Annotated in this window: 13 protein-coding genes; 9 read left to right on the top strand and 4 right to left on the bottom strand. The window is 72.1% G+C overall.

Annotated elements, in window-relative coordinates; translation table 11 throughout:
• On the bottom strand, nucleotides 1-348 hold a 348-nt coding region (locus tag I0C86_RS28930), incomplete at its 3' end, for an AAA family ATPase (protein WP_196204474.1).
• A 186-nt stretch (nucleotides 349-534) separates the two neighbouring features.
• Here I0C86_RS28930 and I0C86_RS28925 point away from each other — a divergent pair.
• On the top strand, nucleotides 535-1,257 hold the full coding sequence (locus tag I0C86_RS28925) for a class I SAM-dependent methyltransferase (RefSeq protein ID WP_196204473.1): 723 nt from the start codon (nucleotides 535-537) through the stop codon (nucleotides 1,255-1,257).
• A gap of 28 nt (nucleotides 1,258-1,285) precedes the next feature.
• Here the strand turns inward: I0C86_RS28925 and I0C86_RS28920 are convergent, their stop codons facing one another.
• A complete protein-coding gene (locus I0C86_RS28920) occupies nucleotides 1,286-1,615 on the bottom strand; it encodes a DUF6506 family protein (RefSeq protein ID WP_196204472.1) in 330 nt (109 codons plus the stop codon).
• Nucleotides 1,616-1,908: 293 nt separating this feature from the next.
• On the opposite strand from I0C86_RS28920, the gene I0C86_RS28915 reads away from it, so the two are divergent.
• From I0C86_RS28915 to I0C86_RS28895, 5 genes are all read left to right on the top strand, one after another.
• Nucleotides 1,909-2,994, top strand: coding sequence for a hypothetical protein (locus I0C86_RS28915; protein WP_196204471.1), 1,086 nt, complete (start codon nucleotides 1,909-1,911; stop codon nucleotides 2,992-2,994).
• 45 nt (nucleotides 2,995-3,039) lie between these two features.
• The gene (locus I0C86_RS28910) at nucleotides 3,040-4,635 is read left to right on the top strand and encodes a magnesium chelatase (RefSeq protein WP_230394962.1); all 1,596 of its coding nucleotides are present in this window, start codon (nucleotides 3,040-3,042) and stop codon (nucleotides 4,633-4,635) included.
• 2 nt (nucleotides 4,636-4,637) lie between these two features.
• Nucleotides 4,638-6,599, top strand: a complete 1,962-nt coding sequence (locus I0C86_RS28905) for a vWA domain-containing protein (RefSeq protein WP_196204470.1) — start codon at nucleotides 4,638-4,640, stop codon at nucleotides 6,597-6,599.
• A gap of 50 nt (nucleotides 6,600-6,649) precedes the next feature.
• Nucleotides 6,650-7,120: a hypothetical protein gene (locus tag I0C86_RS28900; RefSeq protein ID WP_196204469.1), complete on the top strand. Its 471-nt coding sequence runs from the start codon at nucleotides 6,650-6,652 to the stop codon at nucleotides 7,118-7,120.
• Nucleotides 7,121-7,209: 89 nt separating this feature from the next.
• Nucleotides 7,210-8,784: a PQQ-dependent sugar dehydrogenase gene (locus tag I0C86_RS28895; RefSeq protein WP_196204468.1), complete on the top strand. Its 1,575-nt coding sequence runs from the start codon at nucleotides 7,210-7,212 to the stop codon at nucleotides 8,782-8,784.
• Nucleotides 8,785-8,851: 67 nt separating this feature from the next.
• On the opposite strand, the gene I0C86_RS28890 is transcribed toward I0C86_RS28895, so the two are convergent.
• A complete protein-coding gene (locus I0C86_RS28890) occupies nucleotides 8,852-9,847 on the bottom strand; it encodes a GlxA family transcriptional regulator (RefSeq protein ID WP_196204467.1) in 996 nt (331 codons plus the stop codon).
• Between the two features lie 111 nt (nucleotides 9,848-9,958).
• Here I0C86_RS28890 and I0C86_RS28885 point away from each other — a divergent pair, with 111 nt between their 5' ends.
• On the top strand, nucleotides 9,959-11,269 hold the full coding sequence (locus I0C86_RS28885) for an MFS transporter (protein WP_323373897.1): 1,311 nt from the start codon (nucleotides 9,959-9,961) through the stop codon (nucleotides 11,267-11,269).
• On the opposite strand, the gene I0C86_RS28880 is transcribed toward I0C86_RS28885, so the two are convergent.
• Entirely contained in the window at nucleotides 11,217-11,984 is a 768-nt protein-coding gene (locus tag I0C86_RS28880) for an RICIN domain-containing protein (protein WP_196204465.1), read from the bottom strand. The genes I0C86_RS28885 and I0C86_RS28880 overlap by 53 nt on opposite strands.
• 147 nt (nucleotides 11,985-12,131) lie before the next feature.
• Between I0C86_RS28880 and I0C86_RS28875 the strand changes: the two genes are divergently transcribed.
• The gene (locus I0C86_RS28875; RefSeq protein WP_196204464.1) at nucleotides 12,132-12,653 is read left to right on the top strand and encodes a hypothetical protein; all 522 of its coding nucleotides are present in this window, start codon (nucleotides 12,132-12,134) and stop codon (nucleotides 12,651-12,653) included.
• Complete coding sequence (groEL, locus tag I0C86_RS28870) at nucleotides 12,643-15,003, top strand: chaperonin GroEL (RefSeq protein WP_196204463.1); 2,361 nt, start codon at nucleotides 12,643-12,645, stop codon at nucleotides 15,001-15,003. The genes I0C86_RS28875 and groEL overlap by 11 nt, the downstream gene beginning before the upstream one ends.
• The last annotated feature ends 48 nt before the right edge of the window (nucleotides 15,004-15,051 follow it).

The following is a 15,051-nucleotide window of genomic DNA, read 5'->3' as shown; positions in this document are numbered from 1 at the left end:
GCGGGGGGCGAGTACGACGACGAAGCGGGGTCGGGTGGTGATCAGTTCGAGGTAGTCGGCGAGTTGGGGGCCGAGAATGACATCCTGGACCACGGCGGTGAAGCCGGACTGGGCGTAACCGTCGGCGGTCGCCGCCGAGAGGCGGTAACGCAGTCGCAGTTGCGCCGTCGCCTCGGTCGCCTGTTCCGGGGTGAAATCCTGCTGACCCGAGACGATCATGCGGCGGAACACGTCGCCGCGTACGTGTGCCGCTCGGGGCAGCCGCTCCGCGAGCCGCTGCGCGACGGTGGACTTGCCGGCGGCCATGGCCCCGGTGATCACGATGACAGCGGCGGACAAATCGATCATCTCGGGTGCCGAATCTACACCATGACCAGGCACGACGAGAGAATCCACAGGTAGGTGGAACCGGGTGCGGGCGTCGGTTGGTCTCCCCTCCCGCCATCGCCGGTTCGTGCGCGTCTCTTCGCCGACGGGTGCACAACGACACGTCGGGGCTGGTCAGGCCGTCCGCGACCCGGTTAGCTGGAGCGTATGCAGGAGGACCACCCCCGCGCACCGTCCGACGAGGTTCTCGCGGGGCAGGCCGTGTACAACCGGCTCGTGCTGGCCGGCTATGACCAGTTCGTCCTGGGCCTGTCCTGTCGACTGTTCTGGCGCTGTCCCAAGCGGCACATGCTGGCCAACTACGACCGCAACGTCGGCGCCCACCATCTGGAGTTCGGTACCGGCAGCGGGTACTTTCTCGACCGCTGCCGCTTCCCGACCCGGCGCCCCGAGCTGACCCTGGTCGACCTGAACCCCACCGTGCTGCGGGTGAGCGCGGCCCGGGTCGCGCGGTACGAACCGGCGGTGGTGCGGGCGGACGTGCTCCAGCCGTTGCCCTTCGACGACGGCACGCTCAAGGCTGGCCACCACGACTCGGTCGGGGCGAACTTCCTGCTGCACTGCCTGCCCGGGAGCTGGCAGGAGAAGGGCGAGGTGTTGACCAATGCGGCGGTGGCGCTTCGCCCCGGCGGTCGGCTGTTCGGGAGCACGATCCTGTCGTCGGGAGTGGATGTCAGCGCGCCGGCCCGCCGGATGATGGCGGTCTACAACGCCCGGGGCATCTTCCACAACACCGACGACGACCTGGCCGGACTGCGCTGGCAACTCGACAAGCGGTTCACCGACATCCGGGTCACCGTACGCGGCTGCGTGGCCCTGTTCGAGGCCACCAATCCGGGACCGGATCCGACAGCATCCCCCGAGGACTGACCGCCGACCGGTGGCAGGGGACCGGTGGTCAGCCGCCTCCGACCGGCTGGTCCGCGTCGAACTGGGCGCTGTACGCGGCGGCGCCCCGGACGGACTCCACCCCGAAGGTGACGTGGCCGACCGGAACCCGACCGTCGACGGCCTCGATCACCCGGGCCGCGTCCTGGACGGAGAAGCCGCCGCACAGCTCGATGAGCCCGACGCCCTCCTCGACGAGTTGGACCGCCACCGGGGCGGCCTGCGACTCGTCCGGTACCGGCACCAACGTCGTCCGCTGTCCGCCCCGGTCGAGCACGACCCGGTCGGCCACCGGATCGGCTCCGGGATGTCCATAGAGGTACGCCCAACTGACGCTCATGGCGGCGGCTCCTCTCCATTCGGCTGGCGACGTGTCCAATGGCGAACATCCTGATACCTCGATCCCACTTGAGGTCAACCCGGCGGAGGAAGTCCTCCTGCGGAGTTCGGCTGGAGATCCTCCGGAATCCTTCTGTGGAGTCCCCCTGTGGAGGGAGGAGGTTCACCTGCGGCCGGGAGGCCCCGGGCACCCGGGATCGCGATGGTGGGAACAGGACCCGGGAAAGGCTCCGGCGGGGTGACACGCCCGCCGCAGCGCCGGAACCGGGCCTACCGTCGACGGAAGGACCCGCCATGGCCACCACCAGCACTTCGCCGCAGCGCGACGATGCCGGCACCGTCGCCCGGGGCGGGTGGACGGACCGGATCGGCTACCTGGCAGCCGGCTGCACCGCGCTGTTCGGGTTACTGGCCTCGGCTTGGGTGATCATCGGGCACGGGTACCCGTTCGGCGCAGCGGACCCGGACGGCGAGGGCAGCCTGCTGTGGCGGGTGCCGGCGGGCGTCGCCGCCCCGGTCTTCGCGCTGCTGCTGCTCGGCGCGGCGGTGACGGCGCTGGCGATTGCCGGTCCGCACGCGGTACGGCTGCGCGGAGCACCCCGGATCGCGCTGCTGGGCTACGGCTGGCTGGTCGTCACCGGACTGCTCCTGGTGGTGCCGGATGTGCAGGTGCTGACGTACGCCGGGTACGCGCCGATGTTGATCGGTGGACTGCCGTTCGGCTGGCCCCCGGTCGACTACTCCGAACTCTTCACCTGGGCGCTGGGCTACAAGGTCTTCTCGATCGTGACCGGACTGCTGCTGGCCCGAGCAGTGTTGAGCTGGCAGTTCCGTACCGCCGGGGCCTGCCCGTCGTGCGGGCGCCGCGCCGGCGCCGCGACCTGGACCTCGGCGGAGTCGGCGACCCGCTGGGGGCGCTGGGCGGCCTACACCGCGGTGGTCATCCCGGTGCTGTACGCGGGCACCCGGTTCGCCTGGGGACTCGGGATTCCGCTCGGCATCACCGAGGAGTTCCTCGACGAGATGCACGACAGCGGGCTGGTCTGGGCCGGTGTCGGGCTGGGCGCCTTCGGAGTGGTCGGCGCGATTGCGACCCTGGGCCTGGTGCAACGCTGGGGTGAGCGGTTCCCTCGCTGGATGGTCGGGCTGGCCGGTCGTCGGGTGCCGATCAAGCTGGCCGTGATCCCGGCCAGTCTGGTGGCGATCGCGATCACCGCCGGCGGGTTGGCCCTGTACGGGCAGCCGGAACTCTCCGAGGAACTGGGCGGCGGCAGCCTGACCGTGATTCCGATGCTGCTCTGGCCGCTCTGGGGGTTCGCGCTCGGCGCCGCCACCCTCGCGTACCACCTGCGCCGCCGGGGTGCCTGCGGGTACTGCTGAACAGCGGCTCAGGAACGGAAGCGGATCTTCAGGGTGCCGAGGATCATGGTTGGCCCACCGGGTACCCGCCGGTCGGCGGAATCTAGAGCTAGCGTAGGGCGGGTGACAAAGACTTCCCAGGTCCCGCCGACCCCGCCGGCCGAACTGCCCGGCACCCTCGGCGAGCTTCGCGCCGCCGGCCACCAGTACCGGACCGTCAAGCAGGAACTCCGGGACAACCTGCTGGCCCGGCTCCGTGCCGGCGAGCCGCGCTTCCCCGGAATCGTCGGCTACGACGAGACGGTGCTGCCCGAGGTGGAACGGGCGCTGCTGGCCGGACACGACCTGGTGCTGCTCGGCGAGCGGGGCCAGGGCAAGACCCGGCTGATCCGGGCACTCGGCCAGTTGTTGGACGAATGGACCCCGGTGCTCCGGGGCTCCGAGCTGAACGAGCACCCGATGCAGCCGCTGACCCCGGCGTCCCGTCGTACGGTCGCCGAGGCCGGCGAGGACCTGCCGATCGGCTGGCTGCACCGGTCGATGCGGTACGGCGAGAAGCTGGCCACTCCGGACACCAGCGTCGGTGACCTGATCGGTGACGTGGACCCGATCCGGGTCGCCCAGGGACGTACCCTCGGCGATCCGGAAACGATCCACTTCGGGCTGGTACCCCGGACCAACCGCGGCATCTTCGCCGTCAACGAGCTGCCTGACCTGGCCGAACGGATCCAGGTGGCGCTGCTCAACGTGCTGGAGGAACGGGACATCCAGATTCGCGGCTACCAGCTCCGGCTGCCGCTGGACCTGCTGCTGGTGGCGAGCGCCAACCCGGAGGACTACACCAACCGGGGGCGGATCATCACGCCGCTCAAGGACCGGTTCGGCGCCGAGATCCGGACCCACTACCCGCTCGACCTGGAGCTGGAGCTGGAGCTGATCCGGCAGGAGGCGGCCCTGGTGTCGGCGGTGCCGGAACACGTACTGGAGGTGTTGGCCCGGTTCGCCCGCGCGGTGCGCGAGTCGCCGTCGGTCGACCCCCGGTCCGGAGTCTCCGCCCGGTTCGCGATCGCCGCCGCCGAGACCGTTTCCGCCGCCGCCCTGCGCCGGGCCGGCCTGCTCGCCGCCGGTACGCCGGACGGCCGGCCCGCCGCCGCGCCGGACACCGAGCCGGTGGCCCGGGTCGGTGACGCGGTGTCGGTGACCAGCACCCTGCGCGGCAAGGTCGAGTTCGAGAGCGGCGAGGAGGGCCGGGAGATCGAGATCCTCGGTCACCTGCTGCGTACCGCCACCGCCGAGACCTTCCGGGCCCGCCTGGCCGGGTTGGACGTGTCCGGGTTCACCGCGCTGGTCGCCGACGGTGCGGTGATCGAGACCGGTGAACTGGTCGGCCCGACCGAGTTGCTGCGCCAGGTGGGCACCGTACCGGGGCTCGCCAAGGCACTGGACCGGCTCGGCCTGGGCGACGCGCCGACCCCCGCCGAGGCGGCGGCCGGGATCGAGTTCGTCCTGGAGGGGCTGCACCTGACCCGCCGGCTGGCCAAGGACGTCACCGACGACGGCCGTACCCGCTACGGCGGCCGGAGCCCGGACAGCGGCCGGCGGCCGGGCGGCGGTGACCGGGATCTCGGCGGTCGTCCGGACCGCGACGACGACTGGGCCTGATCATGGCCGGCGGAAACCGCTTCCGGTACGGCTCCTGGCGCGGCGGCCCCGACCCGCTCGCCCCGCCCTACGACGTGCGGGCCGCGGTCGACTCGGTCGGCGCGGAGGTGCTGGCCGGCGGCAGCCTGCGCGAGGCGCTGCGTAATCTGCTGCGCCGCGGACCGGAGAACCGGGGCGGGCTCGACGACCTGGTCGCGCGGGCCCGGCGGATGCGCCGGGAGGCGCTGCGCCGGGGAGATCTGGACGGCGCGGTGACCCGGGCACAGGCACTGCTCGACCAGGCGCTCGCCGCCGAACGCGACGAGTTGCGGGGTCGCGACGACGACAACGCCCGGTTCGCCGAGGCCGTGCTGGACAACCTGCCCTCTCAGGCCGCGCGGGCGGTGGAGGAACTCTCCGGATACGAGTGGGCCAGCGACGAGGCGCGGGCCAGCTACCAGCAGATTCTGGACGGGCTCCGCCGGGACGTCCTGGAGCAGCGGTTCAGCGGGCTCCGGGACGCGATGCGGGGTGCCGCCGACCCGGCCGCGCAGCGCCAGCTCTCCGAGATGCTCGGCGATCTCAACGACCTGCTTGCCCGGCACGACCGGGGCGAGGACACCACCGACGCGTTCGCCGAGTTCATGCGGCGGCACGGCGACTTCTTCCCGGAGAAACCGGAGACGGTCGAGGAACTGGTCGACGCGCTGGCCCGGCGGGCCGCCGCCGGGGAGCGGCTGATGCGGTCCCTGACGCCGAACCAGCGCGAGGAACTGGCCCGGCTGATGGAGTCGTCACTCGGCCCGGAACTGGCGGGGCAGCTCTCCGCGCTGGACGCCAACCTGCGGTCGTTGCGTCCCGATCTCGCCTGGGAACGGCGGGAACGGGTCCGGGGCGACCAGCCGCTCGGCTACGGCGAGGCGGCCGGGGCGCTGGGCGAGATCGCCGACCTCGACGACCTGCTGGACCAGCTCGGCCAGGAGCATCCCGGGGCGACCCTGGACGACATCGACGTCGAGTCGGTTTCCCGCAGCCTCGGCCGGGACGCCGCCGACGACGTACGCCGGCTGCGGGAGCTGGAGCGGGAGTTGCGCCGGCAGGGGTGGCTGACCCGGGGCGCGGACGGGCTGGCGTTGAGCCCGAAGGCGCTGCGCCGGCTCGGCGGCACCGCGCTGCGCCGGATCTTCGCCGAACTCTCCGCCGGGCGTCGGGGTCAGCACGATCTGCGTTCGGCGGGCGCTGCCGGCGAGGTCACCGGGGCCTCCCGGCCCTGGGAGTACGGCGACGAGCAGCCGCTCGACGTGGTCCGGACGCTGGCCCGCGCGGTCCGGCGTACCGGCGCCGGGGTGCCGGTGCAGCTCGCTGCCCAGGACTTCGAGGTGGTGGAGACGGAGCGCCGGGCCTCCGCGGCGGTGGCGCTCTGCGTCGACCTGTCCTACTCGATGGTCTCCGAGGGCCGCTGGGGGCCGATGAAGCAGACGGCGCTCGCCCTGTCCCACCTGGTCGCCACCCGGTTCCCGCAGGACGCGTTGCAGATCATCGGCTTCGGTCGGGAGGCGATGCCGTTGACCCAGCAGGAACTCGCCGGAGTGGAACCGGACATGGTGCAGGGCACCAACCTGCAGCACGCGCTGAAGCTGGCCGGTCGGCACCTGCGGCAACATCCGGGCTCCGAGCCGGTGGTGCTGGTGGTCACCGACGGTGAGCCGACCGCGCACCTCGATCCGGAGCTCGGCGGCGGGGTGTTCAACTGGCCACCGCTGCCGGAGACGATCGAGGCGACCGTGGCCGAGGTGGACAACCTGACCCGGTACGGCGCCACCATGAACCTGTTCATGCTGGGGGAGGATCCCGGACTGCGCCGGTTCGTCGACGCGGTGGCCCGGCGCAGCGGCGGCCGGGTGTTCACCCCGGAACTGGGCGACCTCGGCGAGTACGTCGTCTCCGACTACCTGCGCGCCCGCCGGGGCCGCCGGGGTCGCTGATCTTCGGGTTAGCGCCACGTTCCGCACCGACCCGGTCTTAGAGTCGGGGGATGGAGACGGCGGAACTGCGCCGGGCGTACGCGGACCTGCTCGCCGAGGTGGCCGTGGGCGGGTTCGGGGCACCGCCGTCGGGTGAGTTGAGCGCCGAGCAGGTCGTGGTGCACCTCGCCGCCAACGACGAGTTGCTGACCGAGGCGACCGAGGCGGTGCTGGCCGGTTCCCCGTGGGCGTACTACGACGCGCGGCCGACCCTGCGACCGCAGTTGGACGCGATGATGCCGGCGGAGGCGGGGCTGCCCGAGTTGGCCGCCCGGTTGCACGTCACCAGCGAGCGGCTCTGCGCACTGGTGGACCGGCTGGGGCCGGAGGCGGAGACGCCGGTGGACTCGCATCTCCGGGAGGGTTTCGAGTTGCACATCGAGGAGTCCCTGCCGTGGGGGAGGATGCTCGACATCCACGGTCGGCTGCACCTGCCGGCGCACCTCGGGCAGTTGCGCGCTATGCGTGCCCACGTCCGGTAATCTCCCATGGGAGCGTTCCCATAGTTCGGGACAGGTGGATCTAGGCGTCGTCAGCAGCATTACCTTCCTGTTAACCGATGGGAGTCAATATGCTGCGACGTCAATCTTTCGGGCGGCTCTGCCTGGCTGGCGCGGCCGCCATAATCACTCCGCTCGTCGCGTTCGGCGCACCGTCGGCGGCGGGACAACCCGCCCCGGAGCGCGCCGAAGCAGCGGCGGCGGCGGTACCGCTGGACCAGCTCACCGTCAGCACCACCCAGGTCGCGTTCGGCCTGCAACGGCCGACCGCGATCTTCGCCCCGGACGACGGCAGCGGCCGGCTGCTGATCGCCGAGAAGCAGGGCACCATCCGGGTCTACCACCCGGACACCGGGCTGGCGGCCGAACCACTGCTCAACATCACCGACCGGGTCGACACCTCCGGCAACGAACGCGGCCTGCTCGGCCTGGTCACCACACCGAACTTCGCCCAGACCCGCACCCTCTACCTCACCTACACCGCGCTGCCCGACGGCGCCGTCACGCTGTCCCGGTTCACCCTGGACAGCGCCGGCCAGCAGCCGATCCCGGCGAGCCGCGAGCAGGTGGTGCTCAGCCAGGCACACTCCGAGTACTCCAACCACAACGGCGGGCACGTCACGTTCGGCCCCGACGGCTACCTGTACTGGAGCATCGGCGACGGGGGCGGCTCGGACGACGTACTCAACTCCGGGCAGAACCTCGGCACCCTGCTCGGCAAGATCCTCCGGCTGGACGTGAACCGCGCCTGCGGCACCCAGCGCTACTGCGTACCGGCCGACAACCCGTTCGTGAACACGGCCGGAGCGCGGCCGGAGATCTGGACGTACGGGCTGCGGAACCCGTGGAAGTTCTCCCACGACCTCGGCGGCGACGGCTCGCTCTGGATCGCCGACGTCGGCCAGGGCACCTGGGAGGAGTTCGACCACCTGCGGGCGAACCAGGGCGGCGCCAACCTCGGCTGGTCCTGCCGGGAGGGTCCGGTGGTGTTCAACCAGGCACGGTGCCAGGCCGGCGCCCAGTACGTCGATCCGGTCCACTCGTACCGCACCTCGGCCGAGGGCTGCGCGGTGATCGGCGGTTACGTCTACCGGGGTGACGAGTTCGCCGACATCGCGACCGGCACGTACCTGGCCACGGACTACTGCTCCGGCACCGCCTTCGTGGTCCGTCCGCCGGCCACCGCCGGTGGGGCGTACGCCACCCGGTCGCTGACCGAACTGACGATCCAGCCCACCAGCCTCGGGCAGGACGCCAACGGCGAGCTGTACCTGGTCAACGACCTCCCGGGCCAGCTCCACAAGATCTCGTTCGGCACCACCGTGCCCCCGGCGGCCTGCCGGGTCAGCTACAAGGTCGACCAGCAGTGGGGCACCGGCTTCAACGCCACCGTGACGGTCACCAACACCGGCACCCAGCCGGTCAGCGGCTGGACGGTGGGCTGGACCTTCCCCGGCACGCAGCGCGCCGGCACCTTCTGGAACGCCACCGGCAGCCAGCAGGGCGCCGCCGTCACGGCCCGGAACGCCAACTGGAACCCGAACATCCAACCGGGCGGCACGCTCCAGTTCAGCTTCCTCGCCTCGAACACCGGCCCGAACCCGGCACCCACCGCCTTCACCCTCAACGGCAACACCTGCGCCTGAGCTGTAAGGAGGGGGCCCTTCTTATCGGTTTTTGTATAAGAAGGGCCCCCTCCTCACACCCTCATCCTCATACCGGGGGCGCGGGTGGGCGGAAGGTGCGGCGGTAGGCGGTCGGCGGTACGCCGATGCGCTGGTGCAACTGTTGCCGTAGGGCGGCGGTGGTGCCGAAGCCGGAGCGGCGGGCGACCTGGTCGACGTTGAGGTCGGTGCTCTCCAGCAGCAGGCGGGCGTGGTCGGTGCGCTGCTGGAGCAGCCAGCGGGCCGGACTGAGTCCGGTCTCCTCGCGGAACCGCCGGGTGAAGGTCCGCACGCTCATGCTGGCGTGCGCCGCCATCTGGGACAGGGTCGGCGGCTCGTGCAACCGGTGCTGGACCCAGTCACGGGTCCGGGCCGTACCGTTGGCGGTCGCCTCGGGTAACGGCCGTTCGATGTACTGCGCCTGACCGCCCTCCCGCCACGGCGGCACCACACAACGCCGGGCCGACCGGTTCGCGACCCCACTGCCGTGATCGGTCCGGATGACGTGCAGGCACAGGTCGAGCCCGGCGGCGACCCCGGCCGAGGTGAGAATGTCGCCGTCGTCGACGAAGAGCACCTCCGGATCGAGCCGTACCCGCGGATGCATCCGCCGGAACCGGTTGGTGTACGCCCAGTGCGTGGTCGCCGGGCGGCCGTCGAGCAGACCGGCCGCGGCGAGGACGAAGGCGCCGGTACAGATGGACATGATCCGGGCACCCCGGTCGTGGGCCTGCCGCAGCACCCTCCGGATCTCCGGATCGACGGTGCCGTCGGTCAGCGGTGCACCGCCGTGGATCCCGGGCACGACGACCGTGTCGGCCTCCTCGGCGATCTCCAGTCCGTGGTCGGGCAGCACCTGGAACCCGGCGCTGCTGCGTACCGGCCGGGCGCCGGCGGTGCCGACTGCGACCGTGTAGAACGGCACCTCGGCGTCGTCCCGCGCGGTACCGAAGACCTGGGCGGGAGTACCCAGGTCGAGCCCGACCACGGAGTCGAGGGCGAGCACGGCGACCCGGTGCGGTCCTGTCCGTCCGGTGGTGACCATCGTCACGTTCTCCTTCGACTCCGACCGACTCCGACGCTGTTGGCCCAATTCTTGCGCATCGTGGCTCTCCGGCCACTCGCCGCTCCGGCCCGCGAGCCGCAGACTCGGCTGGTGACCCTCATCCGCCGTCTGCACCCCGCCTGGCTGGTCGCCGCCGTCGCGTTCGTCGCGCTGGTCGGCGCCGCCGGTTTCCGGGCCACCCCGTCCGTGCTGCTGCATCCGCTGCACGAGGAGTTCGGCTGGTCCCTGGCCACCATCTCCACCGCGGTGTCGGTCAACCTCATCCTGTACGGCCTCACCGCGCCCTTCGCCGCCGCGCTGATGGACCGGTTCGGCATCCGACTGGTGGTCGCCGGTGCCCTGACCCTGGTCGCCGCCGGTAGCGGGCTGACGGTGTTCATGCGGACCAGCGCGGAGTTGATCCTGCTCTGGGGCGTGTTCGTCGGGCTGGGTACCGGGTCCATGGCACTCGCCTTCGTGGCCACGGTGACCGGGCGGTGGTTCGTGCACCGGCGGGGCCTGGTCACCGGGGTACTCACCGCCGGGGGTGCCGCCGGCCAGCTCGTCTTCCTGCCGCTGCTGGCCAACCTCGTCGAGGCGTACGGCTGGCGGGCGGCGGCACTGGTGGTGGCGGGGGCGGCGCTGGCCGTCGTACCCCTGGTCGGATGGCTGCTGCGCGACCACCCGGCGGATCTCGGCGTGCCGCCCTACGGGGCGACCGAGGTCGTCGCGGCACCGGTCCCGACCGGAGGAGCGGCGGCGCGGGCGGTGGGTGCGCTGCGCACGGCGGCCCGGACCCGGGCGTTCTGGCTGCTGGCCGGCGGCTTCGCGATCTGTGGCGCGTCGACCAACGGACTTGTCGGTACGCACTTCATCCCGGCCGCGCACGACCACGGGATGACCGAGACCACCGCCGCCAGCCTGCTCGCGCTGGTCGGTCTCTTCGACATCGTGGGAACCATCGCCTCGGGTTGGCTGACCGACCGGGTGGACAGCCGGCTGCTGCTCGCCGGCTACTACGCCCTGCGGGGTGCGTCGCTGCTGGTGCTGCCGAGCCTGTTCGGCGACTCCACCCGGCCGAGCATGCTGGTGTTCATCATCTTCTACGGGCTGGACTGGGTGGCCACGGTGCCGCCGACGGTGGCGCTCTGCCGGGAGTACTTCGGTGCGAGCGGAGCCGTGGTGTTCGGCTGGGTCTTCGCCGCCCACCAGGTCGGCGCGGCGATCGCGGCCACCGGCGCCGGACTGGTCCGGGACCAGCTCGGCAGCTACACCGTGGCCTGGTACGTCGCCGGGGCGCTCTGTGCGGGCGCGGCGGTGCTGTCGATGCGGCTTCGCCGTCGGGACCGGCCGCCGACCTCGACCCCGGTCAGGCCGGCCGTTGCTCGATCCACTGCTGGTTCGGCGTCGCCTGACAACTGAACTGCCGCATCCTGATTCCGGGTGCCAGGTTGGCGGCCGGCAGGTCGAGGCACTTGCCGCTGTGCACGCTGACCAGCATCGTCGTACCGGCGGCGGTGCGGACGAGCCGCCAGCGCTGGTCGGGCTGGCCGGTGCACGACCACTGCTGGACGGGAGCGCCGTCGGCCAGGCTCGCCCCGTCCACGTCGAGGCACTTGCTGCTGGCGGCGTTGACCAGGGTGAAGACGTCGCCGCCGACCAGGTTCGGCAGCCAGCGCTGGCTCGCCGTGGCGTCGCAGGGCACCTGGTGCACGTCGGCCCCCTCGGCGATCTCGGTGCCGACGATGTCCAGGCAGAGGGCGGAGACGGCCGAGCGGAACAGCCGTGGACCGGTGGGATCGGGTGTCCCGGCCGGGGTACGACTCGGCGCGGAGGTCGGGGTCGGGGTCGGGGTGGCGGCCGGGTTGCTGCCGGCCGCCGATCCGCCCGGGGTCGGTGCCGGCGGGCTGGCACTGGGGCCTCCGGCCGGAGCGACCCGGGTCGGTCGCTCGCCGGCCCCGTTTCCGGAGAAGACTCCGGCGGCGAGGAGCACGCCGAGCAGGACGCCCGCGCCACCGACGGCGAACGCGGCAAACAGCAGCGGGTCCTCGGGCAGTCGGCGGTAGCGGCGTCCGTAGACGGTGCCGCCGGGGGGACGGCCCGGTTCCTCCTGCCAGGGTGTCTCATACCTGGGCATACGCCATGAATACCCACTGTGCTCATCCGGGGCCAGTCGGCCCGCCGATGGACCGGTGGCGGGCTGGCTGCGGAGGTGTCGGCAGGCTGACCGGACAGTGACGGAAACCCGACAGGCGACTACTTATTGTCACGACACGATTACTCCATGAATAGTGGCGTAATCACCCTGGTGGTCTCCGGGCCGGTCCCCGGAAGCGTGCGCGGCGATGCCGAGTCGGCAACGGCGCTGTTCAGGGAGCTGCACGCCCGGACCATCCTGCACGTCGCCCGGCCCGATGTCGACGATCCGACCGGCGGAGGCGAGTCGACCGGCGGAGGTGAGTCGTTCGGTGGAGGTGGGTCGTTCGGCACCTCCGACGTCGGGAACCCCGCCGGCCCGGTCGAGACCGCCGAGCGGCTCGGCCGGCTCGGGCGCCCCGGCCCGAAGGGCACCGCCGGCGCGCTCGCCGAACTCGTGGTCACCGGTCTCTTCTCGGCCACCACAGTCGCCGCGCTGGCCCAGGTCGCGGTCGCCTTCGTGCAACGGGGCGCCGCCCGCCGGATCATCCTCCGGGACGGACGCCGGACCCTCACGATCAGCGCTCCCAGCGAGGAGACCGAGCGGATGGTGACCGAGTGGCTCGGCGTACCACCAACTCAGAGCGGTGCCGGGTCCGGTGCGGATTAGCCCGCCGGCCGGCCGCTACGCGCTGCTCATCGCCGTAGGCGAGTACGACGACCCGTCACTGAACCAGTTGCGGGCCCCGGAGCAGGACGTCGAGCGGCTGGCGGCGGTGCTGGAGGACCCCGCGGTCGGGAACTTCACGGTACGCACCCAGCAGGACGCCGCCGACCACGAGGTACGACGGGAGATCGAGGACCTGCTCACCGACCGGGCCGACGACGATCTCGTCCTGCTCTACTTCTCCTGCCACGGCATCGTGGACCCGTTCCACCGGCTCTACTTCGCGGCCGCCAACACCGTCCGGACCCGACCGGCCAGCACCGCCATCTCCCGCTCCTTCGTCAACGAGCAACTGGAGGCGTGTCGCGCCGCGGCCAAGGTGCTCGTGCTGGACTGCTGCTTCGCCGGCGCCTTCGCCGAAGGCTTCAAGGGCGCGCCGCAGGGTGCACTCGAGGGCCAGGTCGGCCGGGGCTACGTGGTGATCAGCGCCTGCGACAGCTACGAGTACGCGTTCGAGTCCGACGGCCTGGTCGAGTCGGCGCCCCGGGGATCGATCTTCACCGACGTACTGCTGGAGGGGCTGGCCACCGGCGGTGCCGATCTGGACGGCGACGGTCGGGTCGGCGTCGACGAGCTGTTCCGGTACGTCCACGACGGGGTGGTACGCCGCCGGCCGGACCAGAAGCCGAAGTGGAGCGCCTACAACGCCGAGCCGCACATCTACCTGGCCACCGTCCCGGCACCGGCCGGTCGGCCCGGAGCACCGGACGGGGACGGTGGCGGGATCGCCAAGGCCGCCACCGGCGCCGCGCCCCGGCGCACCAACTACAACCGGCACCAGGCGATCGTCGCCCGGGGGTTCCGAGCCGGCGCGGACCTGGTCCGCCGGACCTTCGGCCCGCTCGGCCGGCGGGTGCTGGTGGAGGACGCCGCCGGGGCGTACCACGAGCTGGGCGACGCGGCGAGCGTGGTGCGGCAGTTCACCGCGTACGACACCCGGGACGCGATCGGCGCCAACTATGTCCGGGAACTGGTGGAGGGCGTCCGGCACCGGGTCGGCGACGGCGCCACCACCACGGTCGTGCTCGCCCAGGCCATGATGGACGGCGCCTCGGCGGCGCTGCGGGCCGGCGCGAACCCGGTGGCGCTGTGCCGCGGCATCGAGTCCGGCGCCCAGGCGGTCCTCACCGAGCTGGCCGACCTCGCGGTGCCGGTGGAGACGAAGGAACAACTGCGGATGGTCGCCACCATCGCCTCCGGCGACGAGGTGGTCGGCGACCTCGTCGCCACCGCCATGGAGCGGGTGGGCAAGGACGGCGTGGTGATCGTCGAGGAGAGCAACCTGTTCGGGCTCGAACTCGAACTCACCACGGGGATGCGGGTGCCGGCCGGACACGTCTCGCCGTACTTCGTGACGGACCCCGAGGGCGCCGAGGCGATGCTCGACGATCCGTCGATCCTCATCGTCGACCAGCGGTTGGCGGCCGTACCCGAGCTGCGCCCCTTCCTGGACCTGGCCGGCCGGGAGGGCCGCCCGCTGGCGATCTTCGCCCGGGACGTCCGGGACGCCGCGCTGACCGCGTTGATCGTCGGAAAGATGGAGCAGGACCTCGGCACGGTTGCCGTACGACTGCCCTGGCCGGACGAGGAGCGGTGCGGGGTGATGGCGGATCTGGCGCTGCTCACCGGGGCCACGGTGGTGCTCGACGCCGACGGTGGGCTCGCCGCGGCCACCGTGCAGGTGCTGGGCGGCGCGCGCAAGGTGATCACCACTCGCCGGGACACGACCGTGGTGGACGGCGCCGGGGACGCCGACCTGAACCGGCGCCGGATCCAGGGCCTCCGGGCCGAGCTGGACCAGCATGTGGGCGACGAGGAGCGGGGAATGCTGCGGGAGCGGCTGTCCCGGCTCTCCGGCGGCGTCGCGGTGATCAGGGTCGGCGAGTCGACGGAGGGACAGCTGAAGAAGCGCCGGCGCCAGATCGACGACGCGGTACGCAACGCGAAGGCGGCGGTCGAGTGGGGACTGGTACCGGGCGGCGGAGCGGCACTGCTCACCATCGCCGACCGGATCGGCGCGCGGCTGTCGCGTAGCGGGGACGAGGCGCTCGGCTACGCGGTGGTGATCGACGCCCTTGTCGCACCGTACGAGGAGTTGATGCGCAACGCGGGGCGGGATCCGCTGGCGGGTCCGACCGACCTGTGCCGGCGCGGGCCCGAGGTCACCTTCGACGTCGTATCCGGGGCGTACGTGACCGCGTTGGACGCCGGCATCGTCGACGCGGCCGCGACCCTGCGGCAGGCGGTCACCGCCGCGGCCGGAATGGTGTGCCGCTACCTCATGATCGGCTGAAGGCACCCGGGGCGGGGCCGCGCCGGGTGCCTTCAGCCGATCATGAGG

The organism is Plantactinospora alkalitolerans (genome assembly GCF_015690345.1).
GTDB classification, from domain to species: domain Bacteria; phylum Actinomycetota; class Actinomycetes; order Mycobacteriales; family Micromonosporaceae; genus Plantactinospora; species Plantactinospora alkalitolerans.
This window is presented reverse-complemented; position numbering and strand designations above follow the sequence as displayed.

What these genes read in the sequence shown, in the direction of transcription:
- I0C86_RS28890 (WP_196204467.1), bottom strand. Translation starts at nt 9,847, where the DNA reads ATGGTCACCACCGGACGGACAGGACCGCACCGGGTCGCCGTGCTCGCC.
- I0C86_RS28895 (WP_196204468.1), top strand. Translation starts at nt 7,210, where the DNA reads ATGCTGCGACGTCAATCTTTCGGGCGGCTCTGCCTGGCTGGCGCGGCC.
- I0C86_RS28920 (WP_196204472.1), bottom strand. Translation starts at nt 1,615, where the DNA reads ATGAGCGTCAGTTGGGCGTACCTCTATGGACATCCCGGAGCCGATCCG.
- I0C86_RS28915 (WP_196204471.1), top strand. Translation starts at nt 1,909, where the DNA reads ATGGCCACCACCAGCACTTCGCCGCAGCGCGACGATGCCGGCACCGTC.
- I0C86_RS28905 (WP_196204470.1), top strand. Translation starts at nt 4,638, where the DNA reads ATGGCCGGCGGAAACCGCTTCCGGTACGGCTCCTGGCGCGGCGGCCCC.
- I0C86_RS28900 (WP_196204469.1), top strand. Translation starts at nt 6,650, where the DNA reads ATGGAGACGGCGGAACTGCGCCGGGCGTACGCGGACCTGCTCGCCGAG.
- I0C86_RS28910 (WP_230394962.1), top strand. Translation starts at nt 3,040, where the DNA reads ATGGTTGGCCCACCGGGTACCCGCCGGTCGGCGGAATCTAGAGCTAGC.
- I0C86_RS28880 (WP_196204465.1), bottom strand. Translation starts at nt 11,984, where the DNA reads ATGCCCAGGTATGAGACACCCTGGCAGGAGGAACCGGGCCGTCCCCCC.
- I0C86_RS28875 (WP_196204464.1), top strand. Translation starts at nt 12,132, where the DNA reads ATGAATAGTGGCGTAATCACCCTGGTGGTCTCCGGGCCGGTCCCCGGA.
- I0C86_RS28925 (WP_196204473.1), top strand. Translation starts at nt 535, where the DNA reads ATGCAGGAGGACCACCCCCGCGCACCGTCCGACGAGGTTCTCGCGGGG.